Genomic DNA, 16115 nt, shown 5'->3' on the forward strand with positions numbered 1-16115 from the left:
GTATTAAAGGCTTTTATGGATGAAAATGGATAAAACCACTTCCTTAACTTCACATCGTTATCATATGAATAAATACAGCCCTTATGCGTTACCTGAGTACTTGGTGCGGTCTTATTGGTGGGCTTATTTATCACCTGTAGGGGTGAGCTTTTTTGATCGAGACCTTATCGTAAATCGTATTTTATGGGGCAGTTACCACGCTATTGCAAAAGATGCAGTGTCGTTAATTGCTCGCTCAAAAGAGCATACCGTGGCGGGAATATCTTGTGCTTATGGGCATTTTTTCCCCGACCTTGCTCAACATGGTCAACTAGGTAAATTATACCTATTTGATATTGCGCCGATTCAAATTAGCCAAATGCAGAAAAAAATATCACAGCAAACAATTGATGAAAAATGCCAGTTTTTTATCAGTGATGCTGAGCAAATAGCATTGACTAATCAAAGTGTTGACACGTCAGTATTATTTTTTCTCTTACATGAGTTACCAGAGCAGGTGAGGGCAAAAGTACTAGCACAAGCAATACGTATTACAAAGCAAACTGGTCGTTTGGTAATTGCCGATTATGCGCCATGTGAATATAAACACTTCTTTCATAAACACATTATATTTAGATCTGTTTTTGAAAAAATGGAGCCTTTTCTTGCTAACTTTTGGAGTTGTGATTTATTGGCTGAGCTTGAAGTAAAAGCTCAACTACAAGGGCGCAGTATTAAATTAATCAGTAAACACTACTACTTTAATCAGTTTTATCGCCTGCTTGAGTTCAGTATTGAATAAATTTGTTTTATTGACTGTACTATCCTCTGTATAATAGCGCCGATTTTATTAAAGAGATTCCCAGATGAAACTAAATGCCAAAAATCGCAGCACTCGCTTGCGAAAAAAACTTCGTGTTGATGAGTTTAAAGAACTAGGCTTTGATGTTGCTTGGCAACTTAAAGAAGATATTACTAGTGATGAGTTAGATGCTTTTATTGATAAGTTTTTTACCGAAGTTATTCAACCTAACGGCTTAGGCTTTGGTGGCGAAGGTGATACTTTGTGGCACGGTTTAATTTGTACTCAAAAACTGGGGTCATGTACTGACGAACACAGAGCTGCTGTTGAGAAGTGGTTAACTGATAACGGTGCAACCTCTGTAGCAGTAAGTGAGTTATACGATGTCTGGTGGGCAGAGTAAGCTTCTTAACGTGGTAATTTAATAAGTAAGATAATGACAGATAAAATAGAGAAAACACATAAAACCTTAATGCAAGCAGAGCAAGAAGGTAAGTATATTCGCAAAGTGCGTAGTTTTGTTAAACGTGAAGGACGTTTAACAAAAGGACAAGAGCGGGCATTAAATGAACATTGGGCTGATATGGGGTTAAACCATAGTGACGGTGTTATAGATGCTAAAGCGCTTTTTGCTAATGATAACCCCGTAACGCTAGAAATTGGTTTTGGTATGGGGAAGTCGTTAGTTGAGATGGCTAAAGCGGCACCTGAAGTGAATTTTATTGGTATTGAAGTTCATAAGCCGGGCGTTGGTGCTTGTATCTCTTTAGCGGTAGAAGAAGGGGTAACAAACTTAAAAGTGTATGAGCATGATGCTATAGAAATTCTGGCTGATTGTATCCCCAATGATAGTTTAAGTACTGTGCAGCTTTTTTTCCCAGATCCTTGGCATAAGAAGAAACACCATAAACGCCGTATTGTTTCCGCCGAGTTTGTTAACACTATTCATCAAAAGCTCAAACTAGGTGGTGTTTTTCATATGGCAACAGATTGGGAGAACTACGCAGAATGTATGCTTGAAGACATGCAAAGTGCACAAGGGTATAACAACCTTTCTCCTACGAATGATTATGTGCCGCGCCCAGATTCTAGGCCATTAACTAAATTTGAAAACCGTGGTCAACGTTTAGGTCATGGTGTTTGGGATCTGCAATTTTCAAAATTGTAAGGTTAAACACACTAGCGCCATAAATTGGTAATCTGATAAGCATGAATCATTAGCGTTTAAGTGCGGTAGCTTTTAACTGACAGAATTAGTTAAAAGCTTTTTCAATATAAAATAAATGCTGAGCGTTACGAAGGTTGCCTGAATCTTTTAGCCATTGCTCAGTGATTATTTCTCTGCTGAGTGCCGCGTGTAATATTCGACTTTTGTATTGTGTCCAATAAAAAATGGTTGCTTCTTTGTGGCAATCATTATTGGGAAAAACATCACTTCGGCCTTGCTCTAACTCTTCTATAACGCTGGCAATCACTTTGTCTTTTAATTCATCTTCAATGAGTTGTTTAAAACGATTAAAACGCTTAGCTTGCAATAGTTGCCATATTAACCAAGCTAGCGCACATAATGCTAGCACTGCAATTATTTGCATGTATTTTCTCTGTAAATGGTTAATGAATATCTGCTAATGATATCAAGTCTTTTAAATAAAATACCTGATTATTTTTTATTAATTCGTTAAAATGTAAGCTAATTCAAGATAAGGACTTTTAGATACCATGCACTTTATTAAAGCCATTTTATTGGCAAGTTTACTTTTACTTACCTCGTGTGCCAGCGCTGAAAATACCATTCAAACATTGTATAAATCAGTTAACCCTGCCGTTGTTGAGCTGCATGTAAAAGCGCTTGCTGATCCCAAACCCGGGCAAGCAACCTATCAAGCAAACTTATCTGGCTCGTTAGGTTCTGGGGCGTTAATTAATAAGCGAGGACGAATATTAACTGCGGCTCATGTGGTTGATAAAGCCACATCCATAGAAGTGGTATTTGCTGATGGGACAAAAACCAGTGGTCACGTGGTTTGGGTTGAATCTATGATTGACCTTGCCATGATCCAAGCTGTAGATGTGCCTGAAAATATAGAGCCGTTAAAGTTGGCAAAAGCCAATGACTACCAAATAGGTGAGCAAGTCGTTGTAATTGGCGCGCCTTATGGTGTTAGCCATAGTTTATCTGTTGGATATTTAAGTGGTATTCGAGATGGTAAGACTATCCCTGCAACGGACATTACTCCGCGTCTTTTACAAACAGATGCTTCTATTAATGTTGGTAACTCAGGCGGCCCAATGTTTAATAGCCGAGGTGAAATTATTGGTATTGTTAGTCATATTTTATCAAAAAGTGGTGGTAGCAATGGTTTAGGGTTTGTTGTTTCAACAGACACTATTCATAGTATTATGGATAGCGATCCGGGAACATTTTCAGGCTTTATTCCTTATTTACTCAATAAAAAGCAATCTTATGCGTTAAATAATGCTGCAGGTCATGGCATGCTTATTCAGCATGTTGTACCACGTACATTAGCAGATAAGCTAGGCTTTAAAGGTGGCAATATCAGTGTCACTGTTGGCCATACTTCGATATTACTCGGTGGAGATATTTTGTTATCCATCAATGGGCATAAAATTACTGATATCGAATCAGCTATCAAGATCAAACAACGTTTATCGAGTGTGAAAGAAGGTGATGAAATTTCCTTTACTTTTTTAAGAGCAGGGGAAGTGAAGACCGTTTATTGGCGAGTTGAATCTAATTTTTAAACGCCGTTTTTATAGGGTATCAGGTGTTGTTCTGATTCAATGGTAGAGGTTGTAGCGGTAAACTTAATCAAGTTTACCGCTTTTATTTTATAAAACGTTATTTATTTGGTTTCTACCGCTGTTTTAGCTTTAGGTGGGAAGTTGGCTAATATTGTTTTTACTGTCTCTAATACAGCACTGTTTAACTCTGTAACAGTTAACTCACCGTCAGCTTCATAACTATCTGAGCCATGCCATACCGGCTTATCATGATTACTCATATCAATGATGATTTTATTGATTGTTGTATCATCGCGCTCAATTGGGACATTAGTACTTACTCCAATGCTGCTACCGCCACCACTACTGACCCTTCCGGTGCCAAAGCCAATACTAAATGATGAATTATTAGGTTTCACTTGTTGTTTGAAATTAACGCTAAGGGTTATGTCTGCACTTTGAGCGTCAACATAATCAACCTTGGTAAACCCTTGGGCTAATAAAGTTTCTTCAACAGCTGATTGTATTCTATTCAACATGATAGGGTTATCTTCAAGGTTTGTTTTAGGAAGAGGGTTGAATTGAAAGCTTTTAAAAGTGGTAAAGTCGGTATCTGAGTTAAAATCAATGGTAGTTGTGGGCTTTGTACTACAAGCTGAAATTAAACTGAACATAAAGGTAGCAGATAGTAAAATTAGAATATTCTTAAGGTTTTTCATCGTGGTTACTCTAGAGGTAAGATAAAGGCATAATATATTTTAACTCGCCACTTAGGAAATAAATTTTGTTAACTTATTATATTTAATGTTAAATTAACGTTAACGCTAGAGTTTGTTGTTGACTTTTTATTTAAAGCCCCCTTAAATGGTTAAAGATGGAACACTATGTCAAGGTAATTTATTTAATTCCTTAAAAATTTCAATGAGAAGCATTAATGAATAAAGCAGTTGAAATAAAAGATAAACTAACAAAGCGATTATTGCTTTATATCTTATTATGTAGTGCTTTTGTATCGGTGTGTTCAACATTGGTACAACTTTATGCGTCCTTTGAAGATGACCTAGCCCTTTTAGAGCAACGCTTTAGTAATATTGAAAAAAGTTATATCCCTTCTATCGCCAGCAGCTTATGGGACTTTAATAAACCACTTGTTGCGCAGCAAATCCAAGGCATTGTTGATTTACCTGATATTGGTTTAGTCAAGGTTGAGAATGACTTTGATTATCAGAATCAGATAGGTAATGCTGATATTATCGCTAAAAAAATGGTTGAGTTTCCTATTGTTTATGACGGTAAAAATGTTGGGAAATTAAAAGTTTATGCTGATTATCAAGACATTTATCAGCAATTGTGGTTACAAGCCGGTTTTATCCTTACCTCTGAATTCATTAAAATTTTTATCATTGCCTTTTTTATTATCATTATTGTCGACAAGTTAATTACCAGCCATTTATTTCGAATCACTCGATACGCTCGAGAACTTGCAAGCCATAACTTAGATGATGAGCTCGTTCTTTTTAATCGCCCTAAATCTGAGGATGAGTTAGATTACTTGGTTAATGCAATTAATAACATGCGCCTTAAACTTAAAAGTGAAATTGTGAAGCTTGAAAGTGCTGAGAATGCGCTGTTAACATTAAATGGCGAACTAGAAGTTAAGGTACATGATAGAACTGCTAAACTTGAAGAAAGTAACCAGCAGTTGCAGCAAAGTCTTGATGATTTAACGTTAGCGCAAGATCAGTTAGTGCAATCTGAAAAAATGGCATCTTTGGGTCAATTAGTTGCCGGTGTGGCGCATGAAGTTAATACGCCATTAGGTATTTGTGTTACTTCTATTACAGCGTTAAAAGAGAAGGTTGATAGTTTAAAACGTGCGGTAGAGTCGCAAGAGCTTACCAAGTCTTATTTGTCAGATACATTAAACTTATTGAGTGAATATGAGCAAATTATTGAGCGTAGTTTAAATAAATCAGTAGAGCTTATTCGCAGTTTTAAATCGGTTGCGGTTGAACAACATACCGATCCTAAAGTTAAGATTAATCTACATCAGCATGTATACGATATAGTCAATACGGTCAAAACTATGTTTAAGCATAAAAAGTATCATATACACATTGACGTAGATGAAGACTTTTCACTCATAACTTACCCGAGCGCATGGAACCAAATTTTAACTAACTTTTTGATGAATTCTCATATTCACGGCTTTGAAGATCGCCGAGAAGGAGAAATTTCAATAGCTTTTACGCACTCTAAAGGTTACTTAACACTTGTATACACTGATAACGGTAAAGGTATAGCGGAAGATTTTAAAAAGCGAATTTTTGATCCTTTCGTTACTACTAAGCGTGGTCAAGGTGGCTCAGGGTTAGGTTTAAATATTGTATTTAATTTAGTCAATGCTAAGTTGTCGGGTACTATCAAGTCTATTGAAACAGAACAAGGGGTTTGTTTTAAAGTGAAAGTGCCTATTGCACAAAGCACAACTAAAAAGGAAGAAGAGAACCAACCTTTAGTTACACCATAGAAGCTAAATTCTTATATTTACCTCTATAAGTTTTTCCTTTATAAAAATAGGGCTAAAGCGATGAAATATTGACATTTCTTCGCTAAATCTATACCATCCCCGCCCTTAATCCCCCATGCTTGTTAATAACCATCTATACTTAGCTGTTTATTAACCACTAACTATTTGCGAGTTTAGTGTGTTATCTCGCAACAATAATCAACGAGATCAAAATGTTTGAATTACAGGCCAGTAATGTTTCTAACTTAAAAAATGATGTACTGTCAGGGCTAACTGTTGCTTTAGCTTTAGTTCCTGAAGCGGTTGCTTTTGCCTTTGTTGCTGGCGTAGAGCCTTTAGTGGGGTTATATGCTGCCTTTATGGTTGGCTTAATCACTGCTGTATTTGGTGGTCGCCCAGGTATGATTTCTGGTGCAACGGGGGCTATGGCGGTTGTGATGGTAAGCTTAGTGGCTATTCATGGTGTTGAATACCTTTTTGCCACTGTGGTTTTAACCGGTTTGCTGCAAATACTCGCGGGGGTATTTAAGCTGGGTAAGTTTATTCGCCTAGTTCCACATCCTGTAATGCTGGGCTTTGTTAATGGCTTAGCGATTGTTATTTTCTTAGCGCAATTAGGACAGTTTAAAGTAACAAATGAAGCAGGTGATTTAGTTTGGATGGAAAACAATGCGTTAACCTTAATGGCAGGTTTGATAGTTTTAACGATGGCAATTATTCATTTCTTTCCTAAGTTAACTAAAGCCGTTCCTTCAACGTTAGTAGCGATAGTAACTGTTTCAGTATTAGTTTTTGCTGTTAATCTTGATACTAAACTTGTCGGTGATGTTGCCTCAATTGCCGGTGGTTTGCCTACTTTTTCTATTCCAGATGTGCCTTTTACTTTTGAAACATTCAAAATTATTTTACCCTTTGCTTTAGTGTTAGCGGCGATAGGTTTAATTGAATCTTTATTAACGTTAACGCTTATTGATGAACTAACGGGCACACGTGGCCGTAGTAATAAAGAATGTGTAGCTCAAGGTGCAGCGAATACAGTTAACGGCTTTTTTGGCGCTATGGGTGGCTGTGCCATGATTGGCCAATCAATGATTAATGTTAACTCTGGTGGCCGAGGCAGAGCTTCAGGTATAACTGCGGCATTAGCCTTACTCGCATTTATATTATTTGCTTCACCATTAATTGAGCAAATTCCATTAGCCGCTTTAGTGGGGGTAATGTTTATTGTTGTTATTGGTACTTTTGAGTGGTCAAGTTTACGTATTTTAGGCAAGGTTCCTAAAGGTGATGCCTTTGTTATTGTACTTGTGTCAGGTGTGACCGTTTATTCAGATCTAGCTGTTGCCGTAGTAGTTGGTGTAATTGTCTCGGCTTTAGTTTTTGCTTGGGAGCATGCTAAGCAGATTAATGTTATTCGTACTACACATGAAACGGGCTCTACATTATATGAAGTCAATGGCCCAATATTTTTTGGCTCTATTGCGAACTTTCTTGAACAGTTTACACCAGAAGAAGATGCTGATGATGTTATTGTTGAGTTTAAAAATGCACGAGTGGCTGATCATTCAGCTATTGAAGCAATCGATACGTTGGCTGAACGCTATTTATCTCGAAATAAAACCATGCACTTAAAGCACCTAAATCAAGAGTGTAAACAACTGTTGGAAAAAGCAGATAAGTTAGTCGAGCTTAATGTCATCGAAGATCCTGATTATCATATTGCTACCGATAAATTAGCTTAATTACTTAATAAAAACTAATTCAGTACTATATGCTGTTACATTAATGCTGTTACATTAATGCTGTTACATTAATGCTGTTATATAAAAGTGCGCTGTTAAGTTATAATAAGCTTACAGCGCATTTTTGTTTAAGTAATCACTTGAACATGCATGTTTTTTGTGTGACTTGGTTAGCTTTGTTAGTTAAAGAGTGTCGTTATTTTAATAGGAAAGGGTTAAATGCAGTTAGAGTTTTTTGACGTTCCCAGCCCGTGTGTTGGGATTTGCCAGTCTGATGAAAGAGGCTACTGCCTTGGCTGTATGCGCTCGCGTGATGAAAGACAACAATGGCAAGCATTTGATAGTGATCGAAAACAAAAAGTTATCAAGTTATGTATTCAAAGAAAAAAGCGTAAAAAAAATAAAGGTGACAACCAATCACCGATAGAACAATCTGCACAAATCACTGATGAAGTAGACGTTAATCAACAGCCTTCATTACTTGATCCACCTAGCAAAACAGTACATGTAGATCATAGTGACTTAGACTTTGGTGATTTCGAGTTGTGATGCTATTTGTTAATGTATAAGTGTAAAAAAACGGTTGCGAGCTTTATCGTTTATAGCTATGATACGCGCTCTTTGAAGAACTTCGTTCTTACTAAGAATGCCCCGATAGCTCAGTTGGTAGAGCAGAGGATTGAAAATCCTCGTGTCCCTGGTTCAATTCCGGGTCGGGGCACCATTTAGTTTATGCAATAAACATTAAAAAGCCTGCAGTAATTGCAGGCTTTTTGCTTTCTGTATTCTAATGTTTTTATCTTTTAAAAAAGACTACGAAGAAAGCCTTTAAAGAAAGTTCTTCGAAGAAACATCCTAATATGCTATTTATTAATAAACCTACGTGTAGATAGACCTAACAAACCAAGTGCAAATATTGCTAAGGTTGATGGCTCTGGAATACTGCCGTCAACGTCATCATCAATGTTAATTCTACCTCTCACTAGGAATGTTTCTGCAATGCCAGACTGAGATAAAGCTAATGAACCGGCAATACCAACAGGCGCACCCCAAATATAGCCACCAGTTACATCACCAGGATCACAATGGTTATGACCTGAGCCAAAGAAGCTTGATGCACAAACAATAGGATCATAGCTATTAATTTCAAAAGCAGCTACTAAATCAGATAAATCTGCAAAACTCGCGTTCCAATCGGCTTCACTTGCAAACCTAAAATCATCAATAAGGTTGAGATCATTACCACAGCCATTTTGTCCAGCACAGGGTGATGCGTAAACCCAATCTAACCCGTTATCATCTTCATAATAGGTGTAACTATCTCCTTGGAATATCAGTCCAGCATTAGCATTAAAGCTTACCGATAGTAATAAGATGATAAAATACATAATCCTTGATTTCATAAATATCTCCTAAATTTCTAAAGTTACTGTAATTTTCTTAAAGATTCTGCCAACTTAATCAGAAGCATAAAGCAAACCAATTTGTAAATAAGTTGTTAAATCAGATGGTTGGTAATGTCGTTCGTTTTAATGTATTAGTAAGTGTAAAAAAAGTGGACACTTTTTATACGAATTATGGTTTGAGGTATTAATAAGCTTAGTTTCTGTCCTAAAAATAATTCTAGTTAACTAACGCAAACTAAAATATTTCGATAGTATGAACTAGTATTAAATGTATTTTTTTAAAAGTTAATAAAAAATTATTAGCTACTCCATTCTATAAGTACATCATTTACCAAGGGATTAATTTACTTTACTGGTTAACTTTAATTCAGGTGTAAAAAAACTGGACAATAAATGTACAGTTTTTTTGTGTGAGGGGGCGAATTGTTTTTCTCTTCTTTAAATGACTTAAACGTACCAAAATATCATGAGAAAGTGGCAGGTAGCACCCGCTAAGACAAACAAGTGCCAAATAGTATGGGTAAAGGGAATTTTTTTCTGCACATAAAAGAACACGCCTAAGCAATAAACTAAGCCACCTAGAGCCAGTAATGAGATTGCATTACTGGGTAATACTTTATATAGCTCTCCTAATATAGAGAATGAGATGAAGCCCATACCAATATAGGTGGCTAGCGATATTTTCTTATATTTATTGCCAAACTTAATTTTGAAAATGATACCGCTGATGGCAATTGCCCATATAAGTACCATCAAACTATAGCCTAGTGCGCCATGCAAACTAAGTAACAATAGTGGAGTGTAAGTGCCCGCAATTAATAAATATATGGCACAGTGATCTAGCAGTTTAAATAGCTTCTTTACTTGTTGATTAGTTGTACCGTGATAACAGGTTGAAGCCAAGAAAAGTAAAATAAGGCTTGAACCATATATACTAAAACTAATAATGCGAATAAGTTTATCGTTATTAATGCCTTCAGTGATTGAGTCATTTGTTACTGAATGAGTTAATAACATCACTAGTGCGATAATACTAAGTATTGCACCTAACGCGTGGCTAATGGTATTTGCTAGCTCTTCTTTTACGCTGTAGGCCGGTGTCATATTCGTCATGATGTACTCAGCTATCGTTGATTAGCATTTAGTGTACACGTGTACGCTATTTTTTTGAAGAAGAATTAATTTATTGTTGAGGTAAAACTTGGTGAGAAGTAGCCCTTTTTCGTGGGCATTAATACTATTGCCTTGTTGCCTGTTCATTCTACAGGGATAGTCCAAGGCAATCGTCATTAGATTGATTAGAGTGCTAATTCAATAACCATTTCTTTTAGTTCATCTTTAGATATTGAGTTGCTATGGTTTTTATCGAAGCGATTAAAAATAGACTCACACATACGAATACCCTTGTCTTGTAACAACACATCAATTAACTCGACAAATTCAGTACGACTGATAACGCCATCTTTATCTTCATCAAATACTTCAAATAATTCATCAACCCACTGGTTTAATTCCATAACGTTTACCTTTTAACCGAATTCATTTAACTAAAACCATATACCAACTCTATCCTGTATAAAGGTTTTTTGGAATGGCTAATTATAAATATTTACAATTAGCTACGTTTTAAATGTAACTGAAATAAAATAGAATGTTTGCTTAGTGAAGTTCTTGATTAATGAAATGGAATCGTAAATATGTATAAAAACGGGATATTTCTTCTTTACGTTTTATTGCTGGTGAGTCTGAGTGCTTACAGCAAAAACCAAGCGTTAGTGATAGAAAACTGTCATGTTGATGGCGTAAAATCACAAGTGAAATGTGGGAAACTCAGTGTTCCTGAGAATTATAATAATCTTGAAGGTGATAAAATTACCATCAATTTTGTTATTTTACCTGCTATCGATAATAGTGATAATAAAACTCCATTAATGTTTTTAGCTGGCGGACCAGGGCAAGCAGCAGCTGAACTAGCCGCTCCTTTGCGTAGAGTATTTAATGAAGTACGCAAAACACGCGATTTAATTTTAATCGACCAACGAGGTACTGGCGACTCTCATCCTCTGCAATGCGAAGATACCACAAGCTATGATGTCTACTCATTAATGCCAGAAGACTTCTCAGAACAAGACATAAGAGATTGCTTAGCTAGCTTTACCGGAGATTTAAGTCAATATAATAGTGAAAACGCTATTCGTGATTTTGATGCTGTTCGTAAAGCTTTAGGCCACAAACAAATTAATATTTATGGTGGCTCATATGGAACCAGAGCAGGACTGGTTTATATGCGCATGTTTCCAGAATCATTACGCAGTGTTGTTCTCGATAGTGTAGGACCAATAGAAGTACCTATTGGCTTGTTTGGTCAAAGTACGGCCCGCTCTTTTCAATTATTGCTAGAAAATTGTCAGCAAGAGACAAGTTGTCAAAAAGCGTACCCAAACCTTGAACAAGAATTTAAGGTATTAATAGAACGTTTAAAGCAAGCGCCAGTACAAGTGGATATTGCTCACCCTCGACTGGGTACTCAGACGCAATTTAATATCAGCCAAGCAAAACTCTTAGGCACATTGCGTATGCAATTATATTCTGTTGCATCGCGATCTTTAGTTCCTTTGGTGATACACCAAGCGTATTTAGGAAACTATATGCCACTTGCTGGCTTAGTAGCTCAATCTGAAGAAGGGCAGGGAATTTATTTAGGGCTATTGTTTAATATTACTTGTAATGAAGACTTTCCAAGAATATCGACTGCTGATTTCGAACAAGATGCTGATAATAATTTTGGTGGCGGCGATAGCCATTTCGGCTTTAAAATGGTGTGCCCTATTTGGCCACAATACCGTCCAAGTGAAGAATTCTACCAAGCGGTAACGGCTGATATACCAACACTGATTTTATCAGGAAATTTAGATCCGGTAACACCGCCAAGTAATGGTGAACACAGTGCCAATTCACTGCCAAATAATCATCATATCGTAATTGAAAATGCCGCACATACGGTAGCCATGACTACTTGTGCAAGCGATATTATCAATGAGTTTTTAACCAGTCTTAATCCTAGTGAATTAGATGAATCTTGCATAGAAGATATTCCAGCTGAATCATTTATGACGAATTTGAACGGTGGGGTTATTAATACAGACGATTCTGAGCAGGGAAGGAAAGACTAATGATACAAGTAAATAATTTGCGGAAAACATTTAGTGGCGGTAAAAAAACGCTTTTCAGTCAAATGGGCAATAATAAAAAGCACAATGATGTTATCGCTTTAGATGGCTTATCTTTTTCAGCGAATGACGGTGAAATTACTGGAATTTTAGGCCCTAATGGGGCTGGGAAAACTACCTGTTTACGTACACTTTATGGTTTATTAAAAGCAGATGAAGGCAATGCTATTATTGATGGAATCAATGTTGTTGAAAACCCGCTAGCTGCCAGAGCACGTTTAGGGATTTTCCCTGATAAATTTGGTTTATACGAGCGTTTAACTGCCTATGAACAAATAGATTATTTTGCCAGTATTCATGGTTTGCAAGGAAATGCTAAGCATCAAGCGATTGAAACTATTATTGAAGATTTGGACATGGCAGAACTTGCTCACCGAAAAACCTTAGGCTTTTCTCAAGGACAGCGCATGAAAGTCACCCTTGCGCAAGCTCTTGTACATCAACCTAAAAACTTTGTACTTGATGAGCCAACACGTGGCCTTGATGTCATGAGTACGCGCGTACTACGTAACTATTTAGCGCGCTTTAAAGAAAAAGGACATTGTATTTTATTTTCCTCGCATGTTATGCAAGAAGTCGCGGCTCTATGTGATCGTGTCATCATTGTTGCTAATGGCAAGTTAGCAGCAGAAGGCACGCCAAGTGAGTTATGTGAACTTGCTGGTGAATCTCAATTGGAAGAAGCCTTCGTCAAAATTATTGGCTCTGATGAAGGAGTAGCGGCATGATCCAATTCAAAGCTTTACTCACTAAAGAGTTAAAAGAAGCATTTCGTGATAGACGAGCGATGATGATGGCTATGATGATGGCACTTATGGCACCAGTAATGATTTTTGCCATGTCAAAAGTCATGATCAAAGAAGCTGTAGAAACGCCCGATATTTACATTAAAGTTACCGGTGCAGAGTTTGCACCCAAGCTTATTAAAGCGCTTCAGGATGACAATATTTTATTATTTACTGATGTGCCAAACAGTAAGAAAACTATCTGGGATGATCGTAATTTGAAGTTAACAATTCCTGAAAGCTTTAATCAGGACATGTTAGATGGTAAAACCATTGATATTCACTTAAGTGCTGACTTTAGTGAAAAAGCGAATATGTCACCTATACGCCGAATTAATAATACGATTAATCATTATTCTCGCTCAATTGGCTATAAACGATTACTTGTTCGTGGCATTGACGTACGCTTATTACAACCCATAAAAGTGATTGAGCAAGATACCTCGCTACCTAATTCAAATGCCATGATTATATCTATGATGCTTGGTTTGTACTTATTAATGGCTGCCTTTATGTCAGGCCTTCCTGTGGCAATAGATGCCAGTGCAGGGGAGCGTGAGCGTAATGTATTAGAGATGCTACTTTGCCAACCCGTAAGTACAGTAAAAGTAGTTAGCGCTAAATTATGTTGTGCAAGCTTAATCGCCTGTATAGGTGTATTGTTAACACTGAGCTTGACCTCATTTTCGGTTAGTTTTATTGATTTAACGAAAATAGGTGCGAGCTTTAATTTAGACGCTTTTACTATTACAGCGTTGTTATTGCTACTGTTGCCAATTTGTTTCTTTGCTTCAGCGTTACAGCTTTTTGTTGCATTTCAGTCGAAGAACTTCAAAGAGGCACAGTCAATGGTTTCTATGATCATCATGCTTCCTGCGATGTTACCCGTGATTTTGATGTTTATTGATGATAAGCCTAAATGGTTAGAATGGCTGCCTATTTCAGGCCAATCATTGATAATGGAGGATCTGTTTAAAGGTTTACCTGTGTCATGGGCACTATTAGGGTTTACTGGTTTAGTGACTATTACTATGACTGTGGTTTTGGTGTTACTTATGGCAAATAAATTACGCTCTGAAAAAGTCGTATTAGCGTTAAGCTAATCTTATTCATAACTCTAGTTTTTTAAAATAGCGCATTTATGCGCTATTTTTAATTGTGGTAAAAACTAGTTATCTTGGTTTTAATTTATATTTTATTTGATTTTACTGTATTAAATTCGTTGTAACCGTAATTTTGTTGTTGTATATTTGTATTAGTTGGGGTTGATGCTGGAGTTAAAAGCGTTGAGAGCGGTTCATTTTCTTCTTGATAGATACTGAGTAAGTAATTAGGCATAAGAAAAGAGAAAATGTACTAAAACGAGCCGCTTTTAACGTGTACATTTTGTGCGAATTAAGGCAGAATACGCGGCATTAATTTATAGTCAGAACTTGCGACTAATTACAGTTGCTTATTTGAGGAAAAAACATGTTTACACGTGATATGAATATTGCAGATTTCGATGCTGAGTTATACCAAGCAATGAGCAATGAAGTTGTGCGTCAAGAAGAGCATATTGAATTAATCGCATCAGAAAACTACTGTAGCCCGCGCGTTTTAGAAGCACAAGGCTCACAATTAACGAATAAGTATGCCGAAGGTTACCCAGGTAAGCGTTATTACGGCGGTTGCGAATATGTTGATGTTGCTGAGCAATTAGCCATAGATCGCGCTAAAGAATTATTTGGTGCTACTTATGCTAACGTTCAACCTCACGCTGGCTCTCAAGCTAATGCTGCTGTTTTTCAAGCGCTTGTTACACCAGGTGGTAAAGTTTTAGGCATGAGTTTAGCGCATGGTGGTCACTTAACTCATGGTTCACACGTAAACTTTTCAGGTAAGTCATATGAAGCGTTCCAATACGGTCTTCACCCTGAAACTGGCGATATTGATTATGATGAAGTTGAGCGTTTAGCGAACGAACATAAGCCTGAAATGATTATCGGTGGATTCTCTGCATTCTCAGGCGTAGTTGATTGGGCTCGCATGCGTAAAATCGCAGATAGTGTTGGCGCATATTTCTTTGTAGATATGGCTCATGTTGCAGGTTTAGTAGCTGCTGGACTTTATCCAAATCCAGTTCCTCACGCACATGTAGTAACTACTACTACACATAAAACATTAGCTGGCCCTCGTGGTGGTTTAATTGTTTCAGGTTGTGATGATGAAGACGTTTATAAAAAATTAAACAGTGCGGTATTCCCAGGTGGCCAAGGTGGCCCATTAATGCATATTATTGCGGCTAAAGCGGTAGCGTTTAAAGAAGCATTATCACCAGAATTTAAAGAGTATCAGCAAAATGTGTTAGATAACGCTAAAGCTATGGTTGCTGTTTTACAAGAGCGTGGCTATAAAGTTGTTTCAAATGGTACTGATAACCACTTATTACTACTTGATCTGATTGATAAAGATATCACAGGTAAAGATGCTGATGCCGCGTTAGGTAAAGCACATATCACAGTAAACAAAAACTCTGTACCTAATGATCCTCGTTCACCGTTTGTTACTTCAGGTTTACGTTTAGGTACGCCAGCTATTACACGTCGTGGTTTTGGTATTGAAGAAACGAATGCATTAACCGGTTGGATTTGTGATATTTTAGATGATATCAACAATGAAGACGTAATTGCGCGCGTACAAGGTCAAGTAAAAGAATTATGTTCTCGTTTTCCTGTTTATAAATAATTAATAAATGCAGTTAATGCTAATTATTTGAATACGAAAACTAATTTACTATCCGCGGTAAATTTATATTAAAATGGTCGCAATTAGCGGCCATTTTTGGTTTTGTATTGAGCTTTTAGCCTTTCGACTACTTTACGCTCAGCATGCAAGAAGTGTTCAGGGGTAATGGAAT

At 36.9% G+C, this 16115-nt stretch carries 16 protein-coding genes and 1 tRNA gene; 12 read left to right on the forward strand and 5 right to left on the reverse strand.

Going from position 1 to position 16115, the window contains the following annotated elements; all coding sequences use genetic code 11:
- Positions 1 to 25 precede the first annotated feature (25 nt).
- The 3 genes from AC27GZ_RS14000 (at position 26) to trmB (ending at position 1949) form a co-directional block, all read left to right on the forward strand.
- Positions 26 to 781 carry a methyltransferase domain-containing protein gene (locus AC27GZ_RS14000; RefSeq protein WP_487095899.1) on the forward strand — a complete coding sequence of 252 codons (756 nt, stop codon included), beginning with the start codon at positions 26 to 28 and terminating at the stop codon, positions 779 to 781.
- Between the two features lie 64 nt (positions 782 to 845).
- Positions 846 to 1184 carry a YggL family protein gene (locus AC27GZ_RS14005; protein WP_487095901.1) on the forward strand — a complete coding sequence of 113 codons (339 nt, stop codon included), beginning with the start codon at positions 846 to 848 and terminating at the stop codon, positions 1182 to 1184.
- Between the two features lie 33 nt (positions 1185 to 1217).
- On the forward strand, positions 1218 to 1949 hold the full coding sequence (gene trmB / locus AC27GZ_RS14010) for a tRNA (guanosine(46)-N7)-methyltransferase TrmB (RefSeq protein ID WP_487095902.1): 732 nt from the start codon (positions 1218 to 1220) through the stop codon (positions 1947 to 1949).
- Between the two features lie 85 nt (positions 1950 to 2034).
- Here the strand turns inward: trmB and AC27GZ_RS14015 are convergent, their stop codons facing one another.
- Positions 2035 to 2373 (reverse strand): hypothetical protein, encoded by a 339-nt coding sequence (locus AC27GZ_RS14015; protein ID WP_487095904.1) that lies wholly within the window; start codon positions 2371 to 2373, stop codon positions 2035 to 2037.
- 127 nt (positions 2374 to 2500) lie between these two features.
- Here AC27GZ_RS14015 and AC27GZ_RS14020 point away from each other — a divergent pair, with 127 nt between their 5' ends.
- On the forward strand, positions 2501 to 3544 hold the full coding sequence (locus AC27GZ_RS14020; protein ID WP_487095906.1) for a S1C family serine protease: 1044 nt from the start codon (positions 2501 to 2503) through the stop codon (positions 3542 to 3544).
- A 101-nt stretch (positions 3545 to 3645) separates the two neighbouring features.
- Here the strand turns inward: AC27GZ_RS14020 and AC27GZ_RS14025 are convergent, their stop codons facing one another.
- On the reverse strand, positions 3646 to 4242 hold the full coding sequence (locus AC27GZ_RS14025) for a DUF4136 domain-containing protein (RefSeq protein ID WP_487095907.1): 597 nt from the start codon (positions 4240 to 4242) through the stop codon (positions 3646 to 3648).
- A gap of 215 nt (positions 4243 to 4457) precedes the next feature.
- On the opposite strand from AC27GZ_RS14025, the gene AC27GZ_RS14030 reads away from it, so the two are divergent.
- From AC27GZ_RS14030 to AC27GZ_RS14045, 4 genes are all read left to right on the forward strand, one after another.
- On the forward strand, positions 4458 to 6053 hold the full coding sequence (locus tag AC27GZ_RS14030) for an ATP-binding protein (protein ID WP_487095908.1): 1596 nt from the start codon (positions 4458 to 4460) through the stop codon (positions 6051 to 6053).
- 212 nt (positions 6054 to 6265) lie between these two features.
- Positions 6266 to 7795, forward strand: a complete 1530-nt coding sequence (locus AC27GZ_RS14035; RefSeq protein ID WP_487095909.1) for a SulP family inorganic anion transporter — start codon at positions 6266 to 6268, stop codon at positions 7793 to 7795.
- Between the two features lie 219 nt (positions 7796 to 8014).
- On the forward strand, positions 8015 to 8344 hold the full coding sequence (locus AC27GZ_RS14040) for a DUF1289 domain-containing protein (RefSeq protein ID WP_487095910.1): 330 nt from the start codon (positions 8015 to 8017) through the stop codon (positions 8342 to 8344).
- 99 nt (positions 8345 to 8443) lie between these two features.
- Positions 8444 to 8519, forward strand: a tRNA-Phe gene (locus tag AC27GZ_RS14045).
- A gap of 139 nt (positions 8520 to 8658) precedes the next feature.
- On the opposite strand, the gene AC27GZ_RS14050 is transcribed toward AC27GZ_RS14045, so the two are convergent.
- The 3 genes from AC27GZ_RS14050 to AC27GZ_RS14060 form a co-directional block, all read right to left on the reverse strand.
- Complete coding sequence (locus tag AC27GZ_RS14050) at positions 8659 to 9198, reverse strand: PEP-CTERM sorting domain-containing protein (protein WP_487095911.1); 540 nt, start codon at positions 9196 to 9198, stop codon at positions 8659 to 8661.
- Between the two features lie 450 nt (positions 9199 to 9648).
- A complete protein-coding gene (gene trhA, locus AC27GZ_RS14055; RefSeq protein WP_487095912.1) occupies positions 9649 to 10314 on the reverse strand; it encodes a PAQR family membrane homeostasis protein TrhA in 666 nt (221 codons plus the stop codon).
- Positions 10315 to 10499: 185 nt separating this feature from the next.
- Positions 10500 to 10718 (reverse strand): EF-hand domain-containing protein, encoded by a 219-nt coding sequence (locus AC27GZ_RS14060; RefSeq protein ID WP_487095913.1) that lies wholly within the window; start codon positions 10716 to 10718, stop codon positions 10500 to 10502.
- Positions 10719 to 10898: 180 nt separating this feature from the next.
- Between AC27GZ_RS14060 and AC27GZ_RS14065 the strand changes: the two genes are divergently transcribed.
- From AC27GZ_RS14065 to glyA, 4 genes are all read left to right on the forward strand, one after another.
- Entirely contained in the window at positions 10899 to 12374 is a 1476-nt protein-coding gene (locus AC27GZ_RS14065) for an alpha/beta fold hydrolase (RefSeq protein ID WP_487095915.1), read from the forward strand.
- Complete coding sequence (locus tag AC27GZ_RS14070; RefSeq protein ID WP_487095917.1) at positions 12374 to 13159, forward strand: ABC transporter ATP-binding protein; 786 nt, start codon at positions 12374 to 12376, stop codon at positions 13157 to 13159. Before AC27GZ_RS14065 ends, AC27GZ_RS14070 begins: the two co-directional genes overlap by 1 nt.
- Positions 13156 to 14319 (forward strand): ABC transporter permease, encoded by a 1164-nt coding sequence (locus AC27GZ_RS14075; RefSeq protein ID WP_487095919.1) that lies wholly within the window; start codon positions 13156 to 13158, stop codon positions 14317 to 14319. Before AC27GZ_RS14070 ends, AC27GZ_RS14075 begins: the two co-directional genes overlap by 4 nt.
- A 367-nt stretch (positions 14320 to 14686) precedes the next feature.
- Positions 14687 to 15943, forward strand: a complete 1257-nt coding sequence (glyA, locus tag AC27GZ_RS14080; protein WP_487095921.1) for a serine hydroxymethyltransferase — start codon at positions 14687 to 14689, stop codon at positions 15941 to 15943.
- The last annotated feature ends 172 nt before the right edge of the window (positions 15944 to 16115 follow it).

The organism is Colwellia sp. SU-HH00943, from assembly GCF_057546125.1.